16 protein-coding genes are annotated in these 19,843 nt (G+C 61.3%); 11 read left to right on the forward strand and 5 right to left on the reverse strand.

The window, feature by feature from the left end:
• Nucleotides 1-167 precede the first annotated feature (167 nt).
• On the forward strand, nt 168-1,001 hold the full coding sequence (locus tag BMY98_RS11910) for an aldo/keto reductase (RefSeq protein ID WP_074889147.1): 834 nt from the start codon (nt 168-170) through the stop codon (nt 999-1,001).
• Nucleotides 1,002-1,262: 261 nt separating this feature from the next.
• Nucleotides 1,263-2,279, forward strand: a complete 1,017-nt coding sequence (locus BMY98_RS11915) for a transporter (protein ID WP_074889150.1) — start codon at nt 1,263-1,265, stop codon at nt 2,277-2,279.
• Between the two features lie 106 nt (nt 2,280-2,385).
• Here BMY98_RS11915 and BMY98_RS11920 read toward each other — a convergent pair whose 3' ends face one another.
• Nucleotides 2,386-2,814 (reverse strand): hypothetical protein, encoded by a 429-nt coding sequence (locus BMY98_RS11920; protein WP_074889153.1) that lies wholly within the window; start codon nt 2,812-2,814, stop codon nt 2,386-2,388.
• A 332-nt stretch (nt 2,815-3,146) separates the two neighbouring features.
• On the opposite strand from BMY98_RS11920, the gene BMY98_RS11925 reads away from it, so the two are divergent.
• The 3 genes from BMY98_RS11925 to BMY98_RS11935 all read left to right on the forward strand — a co-directional run bounded on the left by BMY98_RS11925 (nt 3,147) and on the right by BMY98_RS11935 (nt 7,588).
• Nucleotides 3,147-4,763: an inorganic phosphate transporter gene (locus BMY98_RS11925; RefSeq protein ID WP_074889154.1), complete on the forward strand. Its 1,617-nt coding sequence runs from the start codon at nt 3,147-3,149 to the stop codon at nt 4,761-4,763.
• A 343-nt stretch (nt 4,764-5,106) separates the two neighbouring features.
• Nucleotides 5,107-6,243, forward strand: coding sequence for an FMNH2-dependent alkanesulfonate monooxygenase (gene ssuD, locus BMY98_RS11930; RefSeq protein ID WP_074889157.1), 1,137 nt, complete (start codon nt 5,107-5,109; stop codon nt 6,241-6,243).
• Nucleotides 6,244-6,484: 241 nt separating this feature from the next.
• Nucleotides 6,485-7,588 carry a sigma-54 interaction domain-containing protein gene (locus tag BMY98_RS11935; protein ID WP_074889375.1) on the forward strand — a complete coding sequence of 368 codons (1,104 nt, stop codon included), beginning with the start codon at nt 6,485-6,487 and terminating at the stop codon, nt 7,586-7,588.
• Nucleotides 7,589-7,619: 31 nt separating this feature from the next.
• Here BMY98_RS11935 and BMY98_RS11940 read toward each other — a convergent pair whose 3' ends face one another.
• Nucleotides 7,620-7,961 carry an antibiotic biosynthesis monooxygenase gene (locus BMY98_RS11940; protein ID WP_074889160.1) on the reverse strand — a complete coding sequence of 114 codons (342 nt, stop codon included), beginning with the start codon at nt 7,959-7,961 and terminating at the stop codon, nt 7,620-7,622.
• 179 nt (nt 7,962-8,140) lie between these two features.
• Between BMY98_RS11940 and soxR the strand changes: the two genes are divergently transcribed.
• Complete coding sequence (soxR, locus tag BMY98_RS11945) at nt 8,141-8,602, forward strand: redox-sensitive transcriptional activator SoxR (protein ID WP_074889163.1); 462 nt, start codon at nt 8,141-8,143, stop codon at nt 8,600-8,602.
• Here soxR and BMY98_RS11950 read toward each other — a convergent pair.
• The 3 genes from BMY98_RS11950 to rlmM form a co-directional block, all read right to left on the reverse strand.
• Nucleotides 8,593-9,081 carry a hypothetical protein gene (locus tag BMY98_RS11950; RefSeq protein ID WP_074889166.1) on the reverse strand — a complete coding sequence of 163 codons (489 nt, stop codon included), beginning with the start codon at nt 9,079-9,081 and terminating at the stop codon, nt 8,593-8,595. The two genes, soxR and BMY98_RS11950, sit on opposite strands and share 10 nt — an antisense overlap.
• A 164-nt stretch (nt 9,082-9,245) precedes the next feature.
• Nucleotides 9,246-10,673 (reverse strand): FAD/NAD(P)-binding protein, encoded by a 1,428-nt coding sequence (locus BMY98_RS11955; RefSeq protein ID WP_074889168.1) that lies wholly within the window; start codon nt 10,671-10,673, stop codon nt 9,246-9,248.
• A gap of 234 nt (nt 10,674-10,907) precedes the next feature.
• Entirely contained in the window at nt 10,908-11,975 is a 1,068-nt protein-coding gene (gene rlmM / locus BMY98_RS11960; RefSeq protein WP_074889171.1) for a 23S rRNA (cytidine(2498)-2'-O)-methyltransferase RlmM, read from the reverse strand.
• Between the two features lie 234 nt (nt 11,976-12,209).
• Between rlmM and acnA the strand changes: the two genes are divergently transcribed.
• The 5 genes from acnA (at nt 12,210) to BMY98_RS11985 (ending at nt 19,786) form a co-directional block, all read left to right on the forward strand.
• Nucleotides 12,210-14,951: an aconitate hydratase AcnA gene (gene acnA / locus BMY98_RS11965; RefSeq protein WP_074889174.1), complete on the forward strand. Its 2,742-nt coding sequence runs from the start codon at nt 12,210-12,212 to the stop codon at nt 14,949-14,951.
• 355 nt (nt 14,952-15,306) lie between these two features.
• Nucleotides 15,307-16,098 carry a CPBP family intramembrane glutamic endopeptidase gene (locus tag BMY98_RS11970; RefSeq protein WP_074889176.1) on the forward strand — a complete coding sequence of 264 codons (792 nt, stop codon included), beginning with the start codon at nt 15,307-15,309 and terminating at the stop codon, nt 16,096-16,098.
• 99 nt (nt 16,099-16,197) lie between these two features.
• Nucleotides 16,198-17,763, forward strand: coding sequence for a methyl-accepting chemotaxis protein (locus tag BMY98_RS11975; protein WP_074889179.1), 1,566 nt, complete (start codon nt 16,198-16,200; stop codon nt 17,761-17,763).
• Between the two features lie 280 nt (nt 17,764-18,043).
• Nucleotides 18,044-18,697: a hypothetical protein gene (locus BMY98_RS11980; protein ID WP_083398769.1), complete on the forward strand. Its 654-nt coding sequence runs from the start codon at nt 18,044-18,046 to the stop codon at nt 18,695-18,697.
• A 423-nt stretch (nt 18,698-19,120) separates the two neighbouring features.
• Nucleotides 19,121-19,786 carry a hypothetical protein gene (locus tag BMY98_RS11985; RefSeq protein WP_074889182.1) on the forward strand — a complete coding sequence of 222 codons (666 nt, stop codon included), beginning with the start codon at nt 19,121-19,123 and terminating at the stop codon, nt 19,784-19,786.
• Nucleotides 19,787-19,843 lie beyond the last annotated feature (57 nt).

The following is a 19,843-nucleotide window of genomic DNA, read 5'->3' on the forward strand; positions in this document are numbered from 1 at the left end:
ACCGCAAAATTGATGTCGCTCAATCGGGCCTCTTCCCGGCTGAAGCCGGTCCTGCAATGGGTACGCATTCCACTAACAGACCGCGAATTCGCTTGAGATTGAACCCCTGCCAGCCGGTACTGCCTGATTCTTAATCATTGAGTCCTATACGCCCGGAGGCACCCCCGATGCGCACGCTTGAACTGGCAGACAAAACCGTCCCCGTTATCGGTCAGGGCACCTGGCACATGGGTGAGGACCGCCATCAGTTCGAGGCGGAAGTCTCGGCGCTGCAACTGGGCATCGACCTGGGCCTGACGCTGATCGACACCGCCGAGATGTACGGTGAAGGCGGCGCCGAAAAAGTCGTCGGCCAGGCCATTGCCGGGCGCCGCGACGAGGTCGTGCTGGTGAGCAAGGTCTACCCGCACAACGCCAGCCGCGCAGGCATTCCGGCGGCGTGCGAGCGCAGCCTCAAGCGCATGAACACCGACTACATCGATCTGTATTTGCTGCACTGGCCCGGTCAATACCCCCTTGATGAAACCGTCGAGGCTTTCGAGCGCCTGCGTGAAGCGGGCAAAATCGGCCGCTGGGGCGTGTCGAATTTCGACGTGTCCGACCTGCTGGAGCTCGACGCGCTAGGCCTCGGCGGCGGGTGTGCCACTAACCAGGTGCTGTACAACCCTGAAGAACGCGGCATCGAATACGACCTGCTGCCCTGGATGCAAACCGCGCGGATGCCGCTGATGGCGTACTGCCCGATTGGCCAGGCGGGCAACTTGCTGATGAACCCTGCCATTCTTGAAGTCGCCGAACGCCACGACGCCACCCCGGCGCAGATCAGTCTGGCGTGGGTGCTGCGGCAGGACGGCGTAATCGCCATTCCCAAGGCCGTCACGCCCCATCACCTGGAATTGAACGCCGCGGCGGTTGATATCGAACTGTCGATTGAGGATGAATTGCTGATTGATTCCTCATGGCCGGCGCCGCTGCGCAAGACGCGGTTGTCCATGGTCTAGCTGTCACCTGTAGGAGCGTGGCTTGTCCCGCGATCGGCGGGAAACCCGTCGTAAATGGCTGTAACTGTGCCTGCTTCACACAGTGCGGCGTCTGGGTTGACGACGACTTCGTCGCCGCTCGCGGGGCAAGCAGGCGCCTACAATGACCGCGATCAAATCGTAATCATCTGATACAAATCGTCACAAAACTGTCAAAACCCCTTGCGATGATGCCGCTTTCGATCTCGTGCCCTGCGGGGCACTTTCCGTCTGCGAGCCTTCATGAATCAACGCATCGCCCACCATCTGGATTCCGATCTGTTTGGCTTGCTGTACGGGTTCCGCTTCCGCCCCGGCGAACCTGGCCGCGAGCTGGATTCGGCAGCCGCGCTGGAATGCCTGCGCCAGCCAACCGCGCCGGACGAGTTCGTCTGGCTGCACTTGAACCTGACCCACGCCAGTTGCGAACGCTGGCTGAAAACCAACCTCGACCTGCCCGACGAGTTTCTCGAAGCGCTGCACGAAGGCTCACGCTCCACACGCATAGAACACGTCGACTCCGCCCTGCTCGCGGTGGTCAACGACGTGGTGTTCGACTTCAACCGCGTCTCCACCGACATCGCCACGTTGTGGGTCTGCGTGCGCAGCAACCTGATGATCTCCGCGCGCCATCAGCCGCTGCGCTCGGTGGACCGGCTGCGCTCTTCAGTGAAACAGGGCGAAACCTTCCGCTCCCCCCTCGAACTGCTCGCCCACCTGCTGCGCGACCAGAGCGACGTGCTGAGTCAGTTCATGCGCAAGACCAGCCTGAGCGTCGACAAAATCGAAGACCAACTCCTCTCCCAACGCCTGAGCAACAACCGCTCGGAACTGGGCGCCATGCGTCGGGTGTTGGTGCGTTTGCAACGGCTGTTGGCCCTGGAGCCCGGCTCGCTGATGCGCCTGCTGCACCGACCGCCGCAATGGCTGCTGGAAGACGACTTGCAAGAACTGCGGCAATCCACCGAAGAGTCGGCGCTGGTGATCAGCGACCTCACGGCCCTCGGCGAACGGATCAAACTGCTGCAGGAAGAAATCGCCGCCAACCTCAACGAACAAAGCAGCCGCACGCTGTTCACCTTGACGGTGGTTACGGTGCTGGCGCTGCCCATTAATATCGTGGCTGGTTTTTTCGGGATGAATGTCGGGGGAATTCCACTGGCCAGTGATCCCCACGGGTTCTGGGTGTTGGTGGCGCTGGTAGCGACCTTTACGTTTATCGCCGGACGTTGGGCATTTCGAAAAAGTCGGGAGTATTAAACGCCGTTAATCATAAATCTGACGACCCGCCCCGACCGTCATGGGTAAGGGTGAGAAGTCAGACTTATGTTGAGTGGGGCGAACTTATGCCGCAGAAAGCCGGGATCTAAGCTCGCTGATTAACAATATAGCTGTCACCTTCAAAGCTGTTCTCTGGTATGAATGTTCTGAGATCCATGCCCTCTGCGATCAACTTGTTGAATTTTTTCTCGGCGTCCTCGGCATCCTTGGTGTTATGGATAAAACTATAGTAAGCCGTAACCTTGCCGGCCTCGACATCGGGCCGCAGCTTTACGAGTCCAGATTTGATTGGCTCCTGGGGACCAACGGGCTTTTCCGGCGCAATCAGTACTGGATCGGCGGAAGCAGGACGACCATTGTCGTAAATCAGGCAAAGGAGATACTTGTAGATCTGAATTTGATCAGTCACTACTTCAACCGTGAAAGTATCGTCTCGTTCAATAACATCGTTCGGACTCTTCCCTGTCACGTAGGGTTTATTGTATGAGTGTTGAGTTTTATCTTTGGCGCTCATGATTGCATTCCTTAGCAAGTAACATCATTGGATAAATTGAGTGAGGACCTAGCCTCGTTCTCACACTAGCCTATTCAGCTCATGAGGCTTCAGATTTCCCGTCATCATGGACGAATGGTTAGAACAATTCGCGATGACTTAAATAGCCAAACTTTAAAAGCTGGCGAGTTTTAATACTGGCGGTATCCGTCTGCGGAACTGAGAGCCGGTCTGGACAACGCATCCGCTGGTCTGGATCTCGATCAATCCACGCATCAATTGATCCACGTCGCATTTTTGTCACATTTTGAAATGATCATGTCTGCCATCCCCCCTCAACAGGATCGCGACCCATGGCAACCCCCTCACTGGCTCAACGCCCTCTGCAACAGGGGCCCGGACTGAGTGCTCAATTCGGCCGCAAGCCTGGCGTGATGACGATGGTGATTTTCTTCGTCGTGCTGGTATTGGGCCTGTTTTACACCGGTTACAGCTTGAAGCAGGACATGGATGACCTGGGCACTGTGGTCCTGACCTGGACCCCGTTCATTCTGCTGGGCGTGGCGCTGGTCATTGCGCTGGGCTTTGAGTTCGTCAACGGTTTCCACGACACCGCCAACGCCGTCGCGACGGTCATTTACACCCACTCCCTGCCGCCGAACTTCGCCGTGGTCTGGTCGGGAACGTTCAACTTCCTGGGCGTGCTGTTTTCCAGCGGTGCCGTGGCCTTCGGCATCATTGCGCTGCTGCCGGTCGAGCTGATCCTGCAAGTCGGCTCGTCGGCGGGCTACGCGATGATCTTCGCCCTGCTGATCGCGGCGATCCTGTGGAACCTCGGCACCTGGTGGCTGGGTCTGCCGGCGTCTTCTTCCCACACGCTGATCGGCTCGATCATCGGCGTCGGTATCGCCAACGCCTTGATGCATGGCCGCGACGGCACCAGCGGCGTGGACTGGTCCCAGGCGACCAAGGTCGGTTATTCGCTGCTGCTTTCGCCACTGGTGGGCTTTACCTGCGCCGCGCTGCTGCTGATGGCGCTGCGCATGTTCGTGAAGAACCGCGCGCTGTACAAAGCGCCGGAAGGCAACAAGCCGCCGCCGATCTGGATTCGCGGTCTGTTGATCCTGACCTGCACCGGCGTGTCGTTTGCCCACGGTTCGAACGACGGCCAGAAAGGCATGGGCCTGATCATGCTGATTCTGGTCGGTACGCTGCCAATGGCCTACGCGCTGAACCGCGCCATGCCGGCCGATCAGTCGGTGCAGTTCGCGGCGGTCGCCCAAGTCACGCAACAGGCCCTGAGCAAAGCGTCGCCGCTGCCCGCGCCGGCCGATTCGCGTCAGACGCTGTCGGTCTACATCCGCGACAAGCAGGCGACACCGGAGCTTGTGCCGGCGCTGGCGGTGATGGCCGGCAAGATCGGCGATCAGGTCGCCAGTTACGGCTCGCTGGCCAAGGTGCCCGCCGAGGCCACCGCCAACGTGCGGAACGACATGTACCTGACCTCCGAAGCCATACGCTTGATGGACAAGAACAAGGTCGGCAACTTCGACGCGGACACCCAGGCCAAGGTCGACACCTTCAAACAGCAGATCGATACCGCCACACGCTTCATCCCGCTGTGGGTCAAGGTAGCCGTGGCCATTGCACTGGGCCTGGGCACCATGGTGGGCTGGAAACGGATCGTGATCACCGTCGGTGAGAAGATCGGCAAAACCCACCTGACCTACGCCCAGGGCGCATCGGCCGAGGTCGTCGCGATGCTGACCATTGGCGCGGCGGACATGTATGGACTTCCGGTTTCCACCACCCACGTTCTGTCTTCCGGGGTGGCCGGCGCCATGGTCGCCAACGGCTCCGGCTTGCAGATGCGCACCCTGCGCAACCTGGCGATGGCATGGGTACTGACCCTGCCTGCCGCGATCCTGTTGTCGGGCAGTTTGTACTGGCTGTTCACCCAGATTTTCTGATTTCGCAGAGTCTCCCGTACTCTTCTTCAGGCGCTTCGGCGCCTGTTTTTTTGCCCGGTGCTTTTTAGTGGGACCGGCTTCAGCCGGGAAGAGGCCTGTGTAAAGACCCTCAATCCTCCGGCGTGACGCGCAACGCCTTCCCGGCTAAAGCCGGTCCCACAAAGCGCGCTCCTACAGGGTTCTTCGCCACTCAGGCATTCGCATCCGCCCTCGGATCCGTACAAACCGGGCATATCACTAACGGTTATAAAAATATGGGATTCAGTTCTTTTACGGAATAAATCGGAGCCTTTATAACGGGTGCACTTGTCACGGCCCACCGATTCCGCTCGAAGGATTTCTCATGGATGTTTTCTGGTTTCTACCGACACACGGCGACGGCCATTACCTGGGCACGACCAAGGGCGCGCGCCCGGTCACGCTCAATTACCTGAAGCAGGTCGCCCAGGCCGCCGATGATCTGGGCTACCACGGCGTGCTGATTCCAACCGGCCGTTCCTGCGAAGACTCCTGGGTCATCGCTTCGGCCCTCGTGCCCCTGACCGAACGTCTGCGTTACCTGGTGGCGATTCGTCCGGGGATCATTTCTCCGACGGTTTCCGCGCGCATGGCCGCAACCCTGGATCGTCTGTCCGGCGGGCGCCTGCTGATCAACGTGGTGACCGGTGGCGATCCGGACGAGAACCGTGGCGATGGCAGCTTCCTCGATCACAGCGAGCGCTACGAAGTCACCGACGAGTTCCTGAAGATCTGGCGCCGCGTGTTGCAGGGCGAAGCCGTGGACTTCGAAGGCAAGCACCTGAGGGTGCAGAACGCCAAAGCCCTGTACCCGCCGATCCAGAAGCCCTATCCGCCACTGTATTTTGGTGGGTCTTCCGAGGCGGCCCATGAACTGGCCGCCGAGCAGGTTGACGTCTATCTCACTTGGGGCGAGCCCCCTGCGGCAGTGGCCGAGAAGCTGGCGGACATCCGTGAGCGCGCCGCGCGCAACGGTCGCACGGTCAAGTTCGGCATCCGTCTGCACGTGATCGTCCGTGAAACCAGCGAAGAAGCCTGGAAAGCAGCCGACACTTTGATCGAGCACATCAGCGACGACACCATCGCCGCCGCACAGAAATCCTTTTCGCGTTTCGATTCCGAAGGCCAGCGCCGCATGGCCGCACTGCACGACGGCCGGCGGGACAACCTGGAGATCGCCCCCAACCTGTGGGCCGGCGTCGGCCTGGTGCGGGGCGGCGCGGGCACAGCGCTAGTCGGTAATCCCCAGGAAGTCGCCGAGCGAATCAAGGAGTACGCGGACCTGGGCATCGAAAGCTTCATCTTCTCCGGCTATCCGCATCTGGAAGAAGCCTACCGCTTCGCCGAACTGGTGTTCCCGCTGTTGCCCGAGCCGTATCGCAGCCTGGCAGGCCGCGGCATCACCAACCTCACCGGCCCGTTCGGCGAGATGATTGCCAACGACTTGCCGCCGCAGAAGTAAGTTTCACCGCACCCCCTTGTAGGAGTGACCGGGGTGGCGCTCCACCTTGCTCGCGATAGCAGATCCATCCGCCCCCCCTGCTTCAAGTGACCCATCGCGAGCAAGCTCACTCCTACACACCTGTTTGCCGCGCGACCGCGCAGCGCGTGGGAAGCGGTTGATTTGCCATCGCGACAATTGCCATCGCGACGAGGAGTCCTTCATGACCGCCAGCGTACCGTTCCAACCACAAGTGATCCCCATGCAGCTATTGACCCTTCCGCCCTCGCCGGCCCTGGCCACCTCGATCCGCGCCACCGCGCAGGTGTTCGAGGACCCGAGATCCCAGGCGCTGCTGGCCCATATTGAACAAGTCGCGCCCAGCGATGCCAGCGTGCTGATCATCGGCGAAACCGGCACCGGCAAAGAGCTGGTGGCGCGCCACATCCACAACCTGAGCAGCCGCCGTCACCAGCCGTTCGTGGCCGTCAACTGCGGTGCGTTTTCTGAATCGCTGGTGGAAGCCGAGCTGTTCGGCCAGGAAAAAGGCGCGTTCACCGGCGCCCTCACCGCCAAGGCCGGCTGGTTCGAAGAAGCCAACGGCGGCACGCTGTTTCTCGATGAAATCGGCGATCTGCCCCTGGCGATCCAGGTCAAGCTGCTGCGTGTCCTGCAGGAGCGCGAAGTGGTGCGGCTGGGCTCGCGCAAGAGCACGCCGATCAACGTACGGGTGCTGGCCGCGACCAACGTGCAACTGGAACGCGCGATCAACGCCGGGCACTTTCGCGAAGACCTGTTCTATCGCCTGAACGTCGTCAATCTGGCGCTGAGCACCCTGCGCGAACGGCCGGGGGACATCATGCCGCTGAGCCGGCACTTCATCGAGGTCTACAGCCAGCGTCTGGGTTGCGGGCCGATCCAGATCAGCGCCGATGCCGAGCACAAGCTGCGCACCTACGGCTGGCCGGGGAACATTCGCGAGCTGGAAAACGTCATTCACCACACCCTGCTGATCTGCCGCAACGGCGTGATCCAGTCCAGCGATCTGCGCCTGTCCAACCTGCGCCTCGAGCGTCAGGAGGATTCAGCCCCCGCCGTGGATGACTCGACCGAAGCGCTGCTGTCCCGGGCGTTCCAGCGTCTGTTCGAGGAGCAGGCCGGCGCGCTGCACGAGAAGGTCGAAGACGCCTTGTTGCGCGCGGCCTATCGCTTCAGCCACTGCAACCAGGTGCACACCGCGCAGCTGCTGGGGTTGAGCCGCAATGTCGTGCGCGCGCGGCTGATCAAGATCGGCGAACTGGCCGTCAACAAGCGCCGCCCCGGTGAGCAGACCCAGGGTGAGCGGATGCTGCACTTGTCGGTGTGAACCTGCAGCGATGCAACCGGTGGGACTGCGCTCATCCCTGACGCGGTCCCACGACTTCCCCCGCCACTTCGTACGCGTTGAAGATCATCGACGTCGCCCGGTGTCGGCGAGTCAACTCCCAAAAATCCCCTTCGCCCTGCTCGGCGTTTTCGAACGCGCGCTCGCAGTCGGTCTTGGACAGCCATTGCACATGGCTCAGCACCCGTTGGCGGTCTTCGCTGACCTGCACACTGGCGCGGACAAAGCCTGGATAAGTGCAGGTGAATTGCTCGAAACGCTCGTGTAGCGCCTCGACCAGCCCGGCCTGATGCCGCGGGTCGACGGCGAACTCGACGAACTGACTGAACGGAAGATGAGCGGCTGCTGGTGTCATGAACGTTCTCCACGGATGACGGATGTTGCTGAACAGGATGCTGCGCCAACCGGCATGTCCCCATACGTTTCTTGCGCCGGTGCGCCACTTGCCAGGCCGAGCCGGGCAAGCGATGCTGCGCAGGATAAAACCTCCAGTTAACTGGAGGTCAAGCGCCAATCGGGATACAGGAATATTGCATGCTCACCCAGGACACCCCGCCCATCGCCCGCGAACTCACCGTCGGCCAGTTGTCCGCGCGCAGCGGCGTGGCCATCACCGCGCTGCGCTTTTACGAAGCCAAAGGCCTGATCAGCAGCCAGCGCAACGCTGGCAATCAGCGTCGCTACCCCCGGGACGTGCTGCGTCGGGTGGCGTTGATCAAAACCGCACAACGCCTGGGGATTCCGCTGGCGACGATCCAGACCGCGTTGCAAACCCTGCCCCAGGACCGCCCGCCCAGCCTTGACGACTGGACCCGGCTGTCCGAGCGCTGGAAAACCGATCTGGATGAACGCATCAACCGCCTTACCGCCCTGCGCGACCAACTCAATGGCTGCATCGGTTGCGGCTGCCTGTCGATGGAAGCCTGCCCGCTGCGTAACTTCGGCGACAGCCTGGGCGAGCAAGGCGCCGGGCCGCGTCTGCTGGATCAGGACTGAAGGTTTTGCGGACTGACCAGGGTGCCGGCCAGGGTCTGGTCGGCCAGTGACAGATGCATCTGCTGCATCGCTTGATTGAGCTGGTTGGTGGCCTGAATCAGCGAGCTGGTCATGGCCATGATTTCCATTTGCAACTGGCGCATTTTGCCTTCCCGGGCACGGGGCGACAGCGACCGGTCGCTCATGAATGCTTGCATGTCCTGCATGCGTTTGGCGATGCGTTCCTGAATCGAGCGGATCAGCTTGAGCTGCTCCTTGATCCGGTCAGGCAAGTGCGTCGCGTCGATGTCGGCGTTCTTGTCGCCCTTCTTCGCCGCTTTCTGCGCGTCCGGTGACAGCAGCACTTCGATGCCCTGACGCACCTGATCGGCGGCGCTGAGGCTCTGCTGCGGATCGTCAGTGCCGAGGGGGTTTGACGCAGCCGTTGGCGGCAGGAGCAGCGCCGCTTCGGCGGGATTTCTGAAACTCAAGCTCAACATGAAAGACGGCCTCCATAGCCCTGTCCGATCGCTGACGTCCCTGTCGCCTCTCGATGAAAAGCGGGCGGTCGTACCGGGTCGATAACGGGCTTTCAGCTCGTTCGGAGGGTGCTTTAGGAGGGGCTGCGGAAACTGTGTCGTGGTCGACACAATTCCCTGGTCATTCAGCCTGGCACACTGCTCGACGCCGCCAGCCGCGCCGCCAGCGCCTTGGCCTGCAACGCCACGTCGGTGACGGCGGTACTTTCCCACCACAGCCCGCGCAAAGGCGGGCCCATGGCGAACAATCGCGACGAGTAGCGCCCCTCGGCGTCCATCACGGCGCCGCCCGCGTCGGCGGCAATGCCCAGCGCGAGCGGCCCCGGGTGAATCAGGCCGCGGGCCAGCAGATTGCGCGGCAGGGCACGATCGACCCGACGCCAGTCGTATTGAATACCGGTCGAGTTGACCAGCGCGGCACCGGTCTCGTTGGTGGACTCGTCCTGGCCGCGATAGCGAACGCTGATGGAGACCTGTCCGCCTTGGGCACCCTCCACGCTGAGCAACGAAGCGGCGTGGACGTGCAGGCGCCCTTCGCCGATCAGCCGCTCCAGCAACTGCGCACTGGGCGGCGGCGAGCGGTGATGATGGCTTTCCCACCACGGCCGGACATGACGTACGAATTGGCGCCGCTGCAGGTCAGACGCCTGACTCCACAGCCGAGGAATATGCACGCGCACGGTGTCGAGCGGCGCCTGCCAGTCGATGCCCTGGGCCGCCGCCTGCGCGCACTGCTCGCGCAAGGCCCGGACCAGTTGCCGGGTGCTGCGTATGTTCGGGTCGGCGGCGAGGAAGTCCGGCCACGTCGGCGGCTGACGGCGCACGTGGGGCAGCAGACCGTGGCGGGAAAACACGTCGATGGGCCCACGGTGACCGGCTTGCTCCAGGGACACCACGGCGTCGACCATGGTCAGGCCCGAGCCAATGATCAACACACGGCCCTGGGGGTCAAGCTGGCGCATGGCGTTGACATCCCACGGATCGACGGCGGCGGCGTTGAGGGCATTTGAATCGCGCTGAGGCGTGCGTGCGGCGGCGAACATGCCCGTTGCCAATACGCCAAAGCGGCCGGTCAAATGTTCGCCGCTGGCGAGGGTCAGGCTCAGGCCGGCGGCGTCGGCCTGCAAGTCGGTCACTTCGCCGCGCACGTGCTCGACGCTGGAGCTGTAGCGCTCGCCGACTACCCGGGCCTCGGCCAGACGCTGCTGGACGTACAGACCGAAAATCCCACGGGGCGGAAACAGCTCGGCCACCGGCACGTGCTGCTGATCAGACTCCGGCCAACCGCCGGCGGCAATGTAATCGGTGAGCCAGCGGGTGAGGTCGTCGACGTCGTCCGGATCGACGCTCATGCGCGCGGCGTTGCCGTTCAGCGTATGGCCCAGTTCGGTGGCGCTGTAGGCCTCGCCCCGGCCCAACTCGCTGCGTGACTCGACGATCAGGATCCGGCGCCGCCCCGGCAAGCGCAGCAACTGCACCGCCAGCATCGTGCCGCTGAGACCACCGCCGACGATGAGGATGTCGGCGTCAGGTCCCTTGTGTTCAACGCTCATCGCTTCTCCCCTCCTCTACGCCCCGCGGGCGCGCACGCTGATTATGGACAGCGTGCCCTTGCTCGTCGATTGCACACACCATGAAAATGCGCCACGCCAGGAATTCGAATCCGAGCCGGCTTGCTGGCGAACCTATCAATCTTCGCGCAGCGCCTGAAACACCGCATTCGCGGGCAAGCGCGCTCCTGCAATGATCGGCGTCTGGTGCGATGTTGCAGACGCGTGATGGGCGGATCAGCCCTTGCGCTTCATGTCCAGCCGGCGCAGGTGGCAGGTCACTTCTTCGCGATCGTGGTACAGCTGCTTGCAACCGATGGCGACCTTGACGCCGCGCGCCTTGAAGCCGTCTTCGATGCGCTCCAGCAGGCGTCGCACTTCGGCGTAGCGCTGCTTCATCGGCAACTTGAGATTGACCACGGCCTCGCGGCACAGACCTTCGCCCAGCCAGGTTTCCAGCAGCGCGGCGTTGCGTGCGGGCTTTTCGACGATGTCGCAGACCATCCAGTCCACCGGCTGACGGGGCTTGAAAGTGAAGCCATCCGCCATCAAGTGCTGCACCAGCCCGGTGTCCATCAGGCTTTCGGCCATTGGTCCGTTATCGATAGCGGTGACCAACATGCCGCGCCGCACCAGCTGATAGGTCCATCCACCGGGCGCCGCACCGAGGTCAACGCCAGTCATGTCGCCCGACAGGCGCTCGTCCCACTGATCCCGAGGGATGAAGTGGTGCCACGCTTCTTCGAGCTTGAGGGTGGAGCGGCTCGGCGCTTCCCGGGGAAATTTCAGGCGCGGAATGCCCATGGGCCACATCGCCGAGTTGTCTGCGTCAGCCAGCCCGAGAAACACCTCGCGCCCGCTTTTAAAGGTCAGCAGCAAACGCGGCAGGCTCGGGTTGTCGACCAGTTTGCCGGCCTTCTCCAGGGCCTTGCGCAACGGCGCTTCGAACTTGCGGCAGAAGGTCGAAAGCTCCTTGCCGTCGTTGGTGTCGACCACTTCCAGCCACAGGCTGCCGCACGGCGCAAACCCGGCCATGTGCTCGAGGATCACGCTAATGCGATCGGTCTCGGGCAGCTGGACAAACACGCCACGGGCCCACTGCCGGGGGAAAATCAGCTCGCGGAACTTCAGGCTGTTCATCAGGCGCTCCGCACCATCGGCCTCGGTGCAGATGAATTCGGCGAAAGCGGCGTCAGTCTTGGCCTTGGCGTAGCCGGACACCTCAAGGCGGGCGGCGTGCTCGCTGAGTTCCGAGCAGACCTCGCTTTCGAAGCCGGGGCGGCAATGCATGAAAAGGGTGTTCACGGGACGGTCTCCTCGCGCGCCACGAATCGGGTCGCGGCACAAGCTGTACATGAGGATTAACCTCAATGACTCGAAAGCGGCGCATGATAGCCGAATCAGGAACCACTGGCTCAGCCGGTGGGTCCAGTACTACTCAACGATCACTTAAAGGCGCCGACCAGAGCGCTGCTGCAAGCCCGTCTTACCGTCGATCGCCCGTCCGCGCGTACTGCACGGACCGTCAAGGAGTCAGTCATGCCCTCCCTCGATAGCCTGAAAAGCCTCAAAACCCTCGAAGTCAACGACAAGACCTACCACTATTTCAGCCTCCCGGATGCCGCGCGCACGCTGGGCAATCTAGACAAACTGCCCATGTCGCTCAAGGTGCTACTGGAAAACCTGCTGCGCTGGGAAGACAACCACACGGTGACCGGCGACGACCTCAAGGCCCTCGCCGACTGGCTGACCGAGCGCAAATCCCGTCGGGAAATCCAGTACCGCCCCGCGCGCGTGCTGATGCAGGATTTCACCGGCGTGCCGGCGGTGGTTGACCTCGCTGCCATGCGCGCCGCCGTGGCCAAGGCCGGCGGCGATCCCCAGCGCATCAACCCGCTGTCGCCGGTGGACCTGGTCATCGATCACTCGGTCATGGTCGACCGTTTCGGCGACGACAAGGCCTTTGGCGAGAACGTCGACATCGAGATGCAGCGCAACGGCGAGCGTTACGCGTTCCTGCGCTGGGGCCAGAGCGCGTTCGATAATTTCAGCGTGGTGCCGCCGGGTACCGGCATCTGCCATCAGGTCAACCTGGAATACCTCGGCCGCACCGTGTGGACCAAGGAAGAAGACGGCCGCACCTACGCCTTCCCGGACACGCTGGTCGGTACCGATTCCCACACCACCATGATCAACGGCCTCGGCGTACTCGGCTGGGGCGTCGGCGGCATCGAGGCGGAAGCGGCCATGCTCGGCCAACCGGTGTCGATGCTGATTCCGGAAGTCATCGGCTTCAAGCTCATCGGCAAACTGCGCGAAGGCATCACCGCCACGGACCTGGTGCTGACCGTGACGCAAATGCTGCGCAAGAAAGGCGTGGTCGGCAAGTTCGTCGAGTTCTATGGCGATGGCCTGGCTGACTTGCCGCTGGCGGACCGGGCCACCATTGCCAACATGGCCCCGGAATACGGTGCGACCTGCGGTTTCTTCCCGGTCGACGACGTCACGCTCGAATACCTGCGCCTGTCGGGGCGTCCGGACGAAGCGGTGAAATTGGTCGAGGCCTATTGCAAGGCCCAGGGCCTGTGGCGCCTGCCCGGTCAGGAACCGGCGTTCACCGATGCGCTGGAGCTGGACATGGGTTCTGTCGTGGCCAGTCTCGCGGGACCAAAACGTCCCCAGGACCGCGTCGCCCTCCCCGATGTCGCCCAGGCCTTCAGCGACTTCCTGGGCCTGGCGGTCAGCCCGAGCAAGCACGAAGAAGGCCGACTGGAAAGCGAAGGCGGCGGCGGTGTCGCAGTGGGCAACGCCGCCCAGGTGGGCGAGGCTGAGTATGAATACAACGGCCAGACCTATCGCTTGAAAAACGGCGCGGTGGTCATCGCGGCCATCACCTCCTGCACCAACACTTCCAACCCCAGTGTGATGATGGCGGCCGGCCTGCTGGCGAAAAAGGCCGTGGAGAAAGGGCTGCAGCGCAAACCGTGGGTGAAGAGTTCGCTCGCACCTGGCTCCAAGGTGGTGACCGATTACTACAACGCCGCTGGTCTCACGGAGTATCTCGATAAGTTGGGCTTCGACCTGGTGGGCTACGGCTGCACCACCTGCATCGGCAACTCCGGGCCGCTTCCTGACCCGATCGAAAAAGCCATTCAGCAATCGGACCTGACCGTCGCGTCGGTGCTGTCGGGCAACCGAAACTTTGAAGGACGGGTGCACCCGCTGGTGAAAACCAACTGGCTGGCCTCACCGCCGCTGGTGGTTGCTTACGCGTTGGCCGGCAGCGTGCGCACCGACCTGAGCAGCGAACCCCTGGGCGAAGGCAGCGATGGCAAGCCGGTGTACCTGCGTGACATCTGGCCGACCCAGCAGGAAATTGCCGACGCGGTCATGAACGTCAGCACCGGCATGTTTCACAAGGAATACGCGGAGGTGTTCGCCGGCGACGAGCAGTGGCAGGCCATTGAGGTGCCCGAGGCGGCGACCTACGTCTGGCAGCCGGACTCGACCTACATCCAACACCCGCCGTTTTTTGAGGACGTCGCCGGTCCGCTTCCGGTTATCGCCGACGTGCAGCAGGCTCGCGTGCTGGCGGTGCTGGGCGATTCGGTGACCACTGACCACATCTCCCCCGCCGGCAACATCAAACTCGACAGCCCGGCCGGTCGCTACCTGCGCAGCAAGGGCGTGGAGTACAAGGACTTCAACTCCTACGGCTCGCGGCGTGGCAACCATGAAGTGATGATGCGCGGCACCTTTGCCAACATCCGCATACGCAACGAAATGCTCGGCGGCGAAGAAGGCGGCTACACGCTGCATGTGCCCACCGACGAGAAGCTGCCGATCTATGACGCGGCGATGCGTTATCAGGACGAAGGCACGCCGCTGGTGGTCATTGCCGGTCAGGAATATGGCACGGGCTCCAGTCGCGACTGGGCGGCGAAGGGGACGAATCTGCTGGGCGTCAAAGCGGTCATCGCCGAGAGCTTCGAGCGCATCCACCGTTCCAACCTGGTCGGCATGGGCGTCCTGCCGCTGCAGTTCAGGGCGGGCGAAAGCCGTAAAACCCTGGGCCTGACCGGCAAGGAAGTGCTGAACATCACCGGGCTCACCGGCGCCACCCTGCAACCGGGCATGAGCCTGGCGGTGCAGATCACCCGTGAGGATGGCCAGCAGGAAAACATCGACGTGTTGTGTCGGATCGACACCCTGAATGAGGTGGAATACTTCAAGGCGGGCGGGATTCTGCACTACGTGCTGCGGCAGTTGATTGCTTCCTGAGCCTCATCCCGGCTGAAGCCGGTCTCGCTGTCAGTGGGACTGGCTTTAGCCGGGAAAGCGTCGTGGGGTACACCGCGAAATTGAGGGTGCTCAAACCGACCTCCTCCCGGCTAAAGCCGGTCCTACTGACGGTACGCGTTCATCCAGTGGGACTGGCTTTAGCCGGGAAGACGTCATCTGCCTCACCGCAAATCACCAGTGCCCCATCCAAATCCGTTGTCATCAGAAACGCCCTACACAACCTCCGCCCTTCATCAACAAAACATTCGGACCGACTCCCCGTTGATCCGACATACACACGCGTTTAATCAACGTTAAAATCGCCAGCCTATTCCGACGCTCAAGGACGACTTCAATGTCGGTGCAACGCTGGACTGCCCTCTTTCTGCTCTCTCTCGGCTACTGCCTGGCGCTGATCTACGGCCAGCTCAGCGTGCCCGTGGTTGTCACGTTCGGACTGCTGATCATGGCCGCCATCTGTGTCAGCCATTTCCAGCACCGCGCCGTACGCCTCTTCGGCCACGCCCTGTTCATCGCCATCGCAGCGGGGCTGACCAGTCACTGGTGGCCCGGCTTCCTCAGTGCCAGGGCAATCGCCGGCGTGCGCCTCAGCCCCGAGGCCGCGCCCTATTCGATGTACCTGAATCTCGACAAGCCCCTCATTGGCTACTGGATCGCCATCGCCTGCCCCTGGGTGTTTATTGCGTTGAGCCCACGACGCTGGCTGGGCGTCACCCTCATCGCCCTTCCCTTCACCGCCGCAGCGTGTTTATCAACGGCGCTGCTGCTGGGCCTTGTCGGCTGGTCGGCCAAGTGGCCCGAGCAAGCGGAAATCTGGGCGGTGAATAACCTGCTGTTGGTCACGCTCACCGAGGAACTGCTTTTTAGGGGTTACCTGCAAGGGAGCCTTAAACGATGGTTGCAGCCTCTGCCTTACCACGACGCTCTCGCAATCGTGATGGCGTCGGCACTGTTCGGCCTGGCGCACATCGGCGCTGGCTGGGAGTGGGCGCTGCTGGCGGGCATCGCAGGTGTGGGTTATGGCATTGCCTATCGACTGGGCGGCCTGCCCGCTGCCGTGCTCACCCACTTTGGCCTGAACCTGCTGCATTTCAGCCTGTTCACCTACCCAATGTTCGACCGGTAAAGACTTCGCGACACCCGTCTTATGACGCAGTTCACAAAAACTTAATATTTTTCGCTTCAGGCCGATAACCGTTCACAGCCTTCCTGGATCGAATAGCTCATGCGAAATAACCAGCCCATCACTCAACGCGAACGGACCTTCCCGGCGCAGCAACGGTTGATCTCTACCACCGATGCGCGCGGCGTCATCACCTATTGCAACGACGCCTTCATTGAAATCAGCGGTTTTTCCCAGGATGAACTGATCAAGTCGCCCCACAACACGGTGCGCCATCCAGACGTGCCACCGGCGGTTTTCGAACACATGTGGGCCACGCTCAAGCAGGGCCTGCCGTGGATGGGGATCGTCAAGAACCGCTGCAAGAACGGCGACCACTACTGGGTCAACGCTTATGTCACGCCGGTCTTCGAGAACAAGCAGGTCGTGGGCTTCGAGTCCGTGCGCATCAAGCCGACCGCTGAACAGGTGCGTCGCGCCGAAGCACTCTACAAACGACTGAACAGCGGCAAAAGTGCGGTGCCAAGTCGTGACAAGTGGCTGCCAATGTTGCAGGACTGGCTGCCGTTCATCCTGGTGAGCCAGGTGAGCTTTTTGATTGGCGTGTGGCTGAATTCCCATTGGGGATTCCTGCTCGCCGCCGCGCTGTCCGTGCCGCTTGGCCTGCTGGGATTGAGCTGGCAACAGCGGGGCCTCAAGCGTCTGCTGCGCCTGGCCGAGCAAACCACCTCCGACCCGCTGATCGCGCAGATGTACACCGACAGCCGCGGCGCACAGGCTCGGCTGGAGATGTCGATCCTCAGTCAGGAAGCGCGTCTGAAGACCTGCCTCACCCGCCTGCAGGACACCGCCGAACACCTCAACGCCCAGGCGCGTCAGTCCGACACCCTGGCGCAGGCCAGCTCCACTGGCCTGGAACGTCAGCGCGTCGAAACCGAACAGGTCGCCACCGCTGTCAACCAGATGGCCGCGACCACCCAGGAAGTCGCCAATCACGTGCAGCGCACCGCTGACGCCACGCAGCAGGCCAACGAGCTGACCCGTCGCGGCCGCGAAATTGCCAGCGACACCCGCGAAGCCATCCAGCGCTTGTCCACGTCGGTGGGCGAAACCGGCCTGACCGTGACCCAACTGGCGAAGGACAGCGACGAAATCGGCGGCGTTGTCGATGTCATCAAAGGCATCGCCGACCAAACCAACCTGCTGGCTCTGAACGCCGCCATCGAAGCCGCCCGCGCGGGCGAGATGGGTCGTGGCTTTGCCGTCGTCGCCGATGAAGTCCGCCAACTGGCACAACGCACCACCGAATCCACCGGCCAGATCCACGCCCTTATCGCCAAGCTGCAACAGACGGCCACCAACGCAGTGCAGACCATGAACACAGGTCGTCGCCAGGCTGAAGAAGGTGTCGAGCAGGTCATGGAAGCCGACAGGGCGCTGGTGGGCATCAGCGATGCAGTGGCCAACATCACCGACATGACCACGCAGATCGCCGCCGCCACCGAAGAGCAAAGCTCGGTGGCGGAAGAGGTCAGCCGCAACATCAGCACCATCGCGCACCTGGCCGACCAGACCTCCGACGAAGCCCGTCGCTCGGCCACGCTCAGTGCGGAGTTGACCCACACCGCCAACACGCAATACTCGTTGGTGGAGCGCTTTAACCGCTGAGTGATTGATGGGTTATGCGAAGGCCCCGGCAGATCGTCTGCCGGGGCCTTTTTGTTGGTATCAGGATTTAAGTAGGACATTTCTGAAAATCGTTGGAGCGTGTGGTTTTTGAGTTTGAGGCGGGCTCGGGGCATTGACAGGATTTGTCGAACTCTATTAGTTGATTATTGAAAGACGATAAATAGTTACCACCATATGTGGGGTATTTGTTGATCTGGATAACTAATTTATATTCACTCTCTGCAAATAGAACGCAGAGATTTTCCAAGTGGAGATACTGATGAGCTCGACAGGTCTAGTTGCACCTTTTGTACCCGTGGCTGATAGTGATGGACTCATAAAGCTCGCCGATCTAACCCAGAATCTTTCTGTAGTGGTGGAAGCATGGACGTACTCGGATGAGGGAGATGTCTTTCAGCTGATGGTCAATGGCATCATGGTTGGGCCGATTCAACCAGTACCCGTGCCGCTGCCGTTACCGGGAACTTTTTTGTCACTTACATTACCGATAGAGGAACTGGAGAAAGACGGACACTACGAAATCGCTTACAGAGTCACGAACATGCCAGGAGGTATTACCGTTGAGTCACCGTCGACCACAATCCACGTCGACCGCACCAAACCCGGCGCCACCCTCCTCGCCCCCCTCATCTTCCCCACCGCCACCTTCGGCGATCAACTCATTGGCCTCCTCCCTGGCTACGCTGGCATGGCACCGGGCGATGTCATCCAGACATTACTCAACGGCGTTGAAGGCCCGACCCATCAGGTCCAGGCCGAAGAACTCACTCTCCGGCCCGTCGAAATCGCTTTCAGCCGCGAACACCTGCAAGCCCATGCAGCGGAAAACGTGTCCATCGAGTATGTCGTCACCGACCGCGCGGGCAACGCATCCATCACCAGCCTGCCGACACTGATTTCACTTAAATTGTAACCAGCGTTCAGGCTATTCAACTGAATACCAAAAGTAACCATCTCCACGCTTATGCGTGGAGGTTTTGTCAATAAATTCGTCTCGAAAAAATATTTTAAATTATTTTTTGGCACATCGATTCCACAGAACCTACATCTCCGTAGGAAGTGTCTGATGGACTATCAAAATTTTATAGACTACGCGCGATACATAATTATTTAAATCGCTCAAAAACACCGTAAAAAGCGCGGGACCCACACATTAAAAATATATTCAACCGCAAATTTTTTTCGAAGAAGCCATGCAATCTCATGCACTTCGCTTGTTTGACAGTAATATTTTTCGAATCGATCATAGGCATGTGCAGCGCCGCCATCCTACAAGCAAGCGCACAACACCCCATCCTGTAATCCTCGCACTAGCGATCTGATCAAGGAGTTTCCAATGGAAGATGAAACGGATATCCAGCCGCCACCCCACTCACAACCGACCGAGTCAGATAACAATAACAAGGCAACAGTGCCAAACCCGAAAAACACCCGCAGGACCAAACGAAAATCACCCGGCAAGAGTTCAATTCCGCTGTACGAAGATCTGCAGGCAGTGTCGCCCGTGGGCAAGAGTGCGGCTGAACAGGCAATGGTCTACGCCGGCCAGCTTCAGAACGCCCCGGGCTTCCCATGGCATCACGAGATGAAGCACCCACCTCCGGCGCCAGTATTCGAAGCGCCTTACATCACCGGTGCCGACCCCGAAGGCCCTACCGACGCCCAGCTGAATGTGGGCATTTACATCAACATCCCGCGCTCGCCGAAGTTGTGGTTCGGGGATCACCTGAAGCTGCGCTGGGGCCACAACACCTTCTACACCACCGTCGGCAAGGTAGAAGGCCGCAAAGGCCCTCGACTGGTTCAGTACCTCAACAATGAAACCCTGGCGGACTACGAAAGCGGATGCGTCGAGGTGCGCTACGAAGTGGTGCGGCGCGCCAGGCTCGTCGGCATCTCGGAAACGCTGACCGTCAACTTGCCCCGCCTGAGGAAGCGACGCGGCAAGGGCTCGCCACCGGGACGTCCACCGCGACGGCGCCGGATGCAGCCGAAACCGTAAACGCACGTAAAAAGCCCCGACTGCATCGCTGCAGCCGGGGCCTTGGAACCGCCTTCA

The sequence above is a fragment of the Pseudomonas graminis genome, from assembly GCF_900111735.1.
GTDB lineage: Bacteria > Pseudomonadota > Gammaproteobacteria > Pseudomonadales > Pseudomonadaceae > Aquipseudomonas > Aquipseudomonas graminis.

Coding starts and splice junctions, on each gene's coding strand:
- ssuD (WP_074889157.1), top strand. CDS start 5,107: ATGGATGTTTTCTGGTTTCTACCGACACACGGCGACGGCCATTACCTG.
- acnA (WP_074889174.1), top strand. CDS start 12,210: ATGCCCTCCCTCGATAGCCTGAAAAGCCTCAAAACCCTCGAAGTCAAC.
- BMY98_RS11925 (WP_074889154.1), top strand. CDS start 3,147: ATGGCAACCCCCTCACTGGCTCAACGCCCTCTGCAACAGGGGCCCGGA.
- BMY98_RS11955 (WP_074889168.1), bottom strand. CDS start 10,673: ATGAGCGTTGAACACAAGGGACCTGACGCCGACATCCTCATCGTCGGC.
- BMY98_RS11985 (WP_074889182.1), top strand. CDS start 19,121: ATGGAAGATGAAACGGATATCCAGCCGCCACCCCACTCACAACCGACC.
- BMY98_RS11970 (WP_074889176.1), top strand. CDS start 15,307: ATGTCGGTGCAACGCTGGACTGCCCTCTTTCTGCTCTCTCTCGGCTAC.
- BMY98_RS11940 (WP_074889160.1), bottom strand. CDS start 7,961: ATGACACCAGCAGCCGCTCATCTTCCGTTCAGTCAGTTCGTCGAGTTC.
- BMY98_RS11980 (WP_083398769.1), top strand. CDS start 18,044: ATGAGCTCGACAGGTCTAGTTGCACCTTTTGTACCCGTGGCTGATAGT.
- BMY98_RS11920 (WP_074889153.1), bottom strand. CDS start 2,814: ATGAGCGCCAAAGATAAAACTCAACACTCATACAATAAACCCTACGTG.
- BMY98_RS11910 (WP_074889147.1), top strand. CDS start 168: ATGCGCACGCTTGAACTGGCAGACAAAACCGTCCCCGTTATCGGTCAG.
- BMY98_RS11935 (WP_074889375.1), top strand. CDS start 6,485: ATGCAGCTATTGACCCTTCCGCCCTCGCCGGCCCTGGCCACCTCGATC.
- BMY98_RS11915 (WP_074889150.1), top strand. CDS start 1,263: ATGAATCAACGCATCGCCCACCATCTGGATTCCGATCTGTTTGGCTTG.
- BMY98_RS11975 (WP_074889179.1), top strand. CDS start 16,198: ATGCGAAATAACCAGCCCATCACTCAACGCGAACGGACCTTCCCGGCG.
- BMY98_RS11950 (WP_074889166.1), bottom strand. CDS start 9,081: ATGTTGAGCTTGAGTTTCAGAAATCCCGCCGAAGCGGCGCTGCTCCTG.
- soxR (WP_074889163.1), top strand. CDS start 8,141: ATGCTCACCCAGGACACCCCGCCCATCGCCCGCGAACTCACCGTCGGC.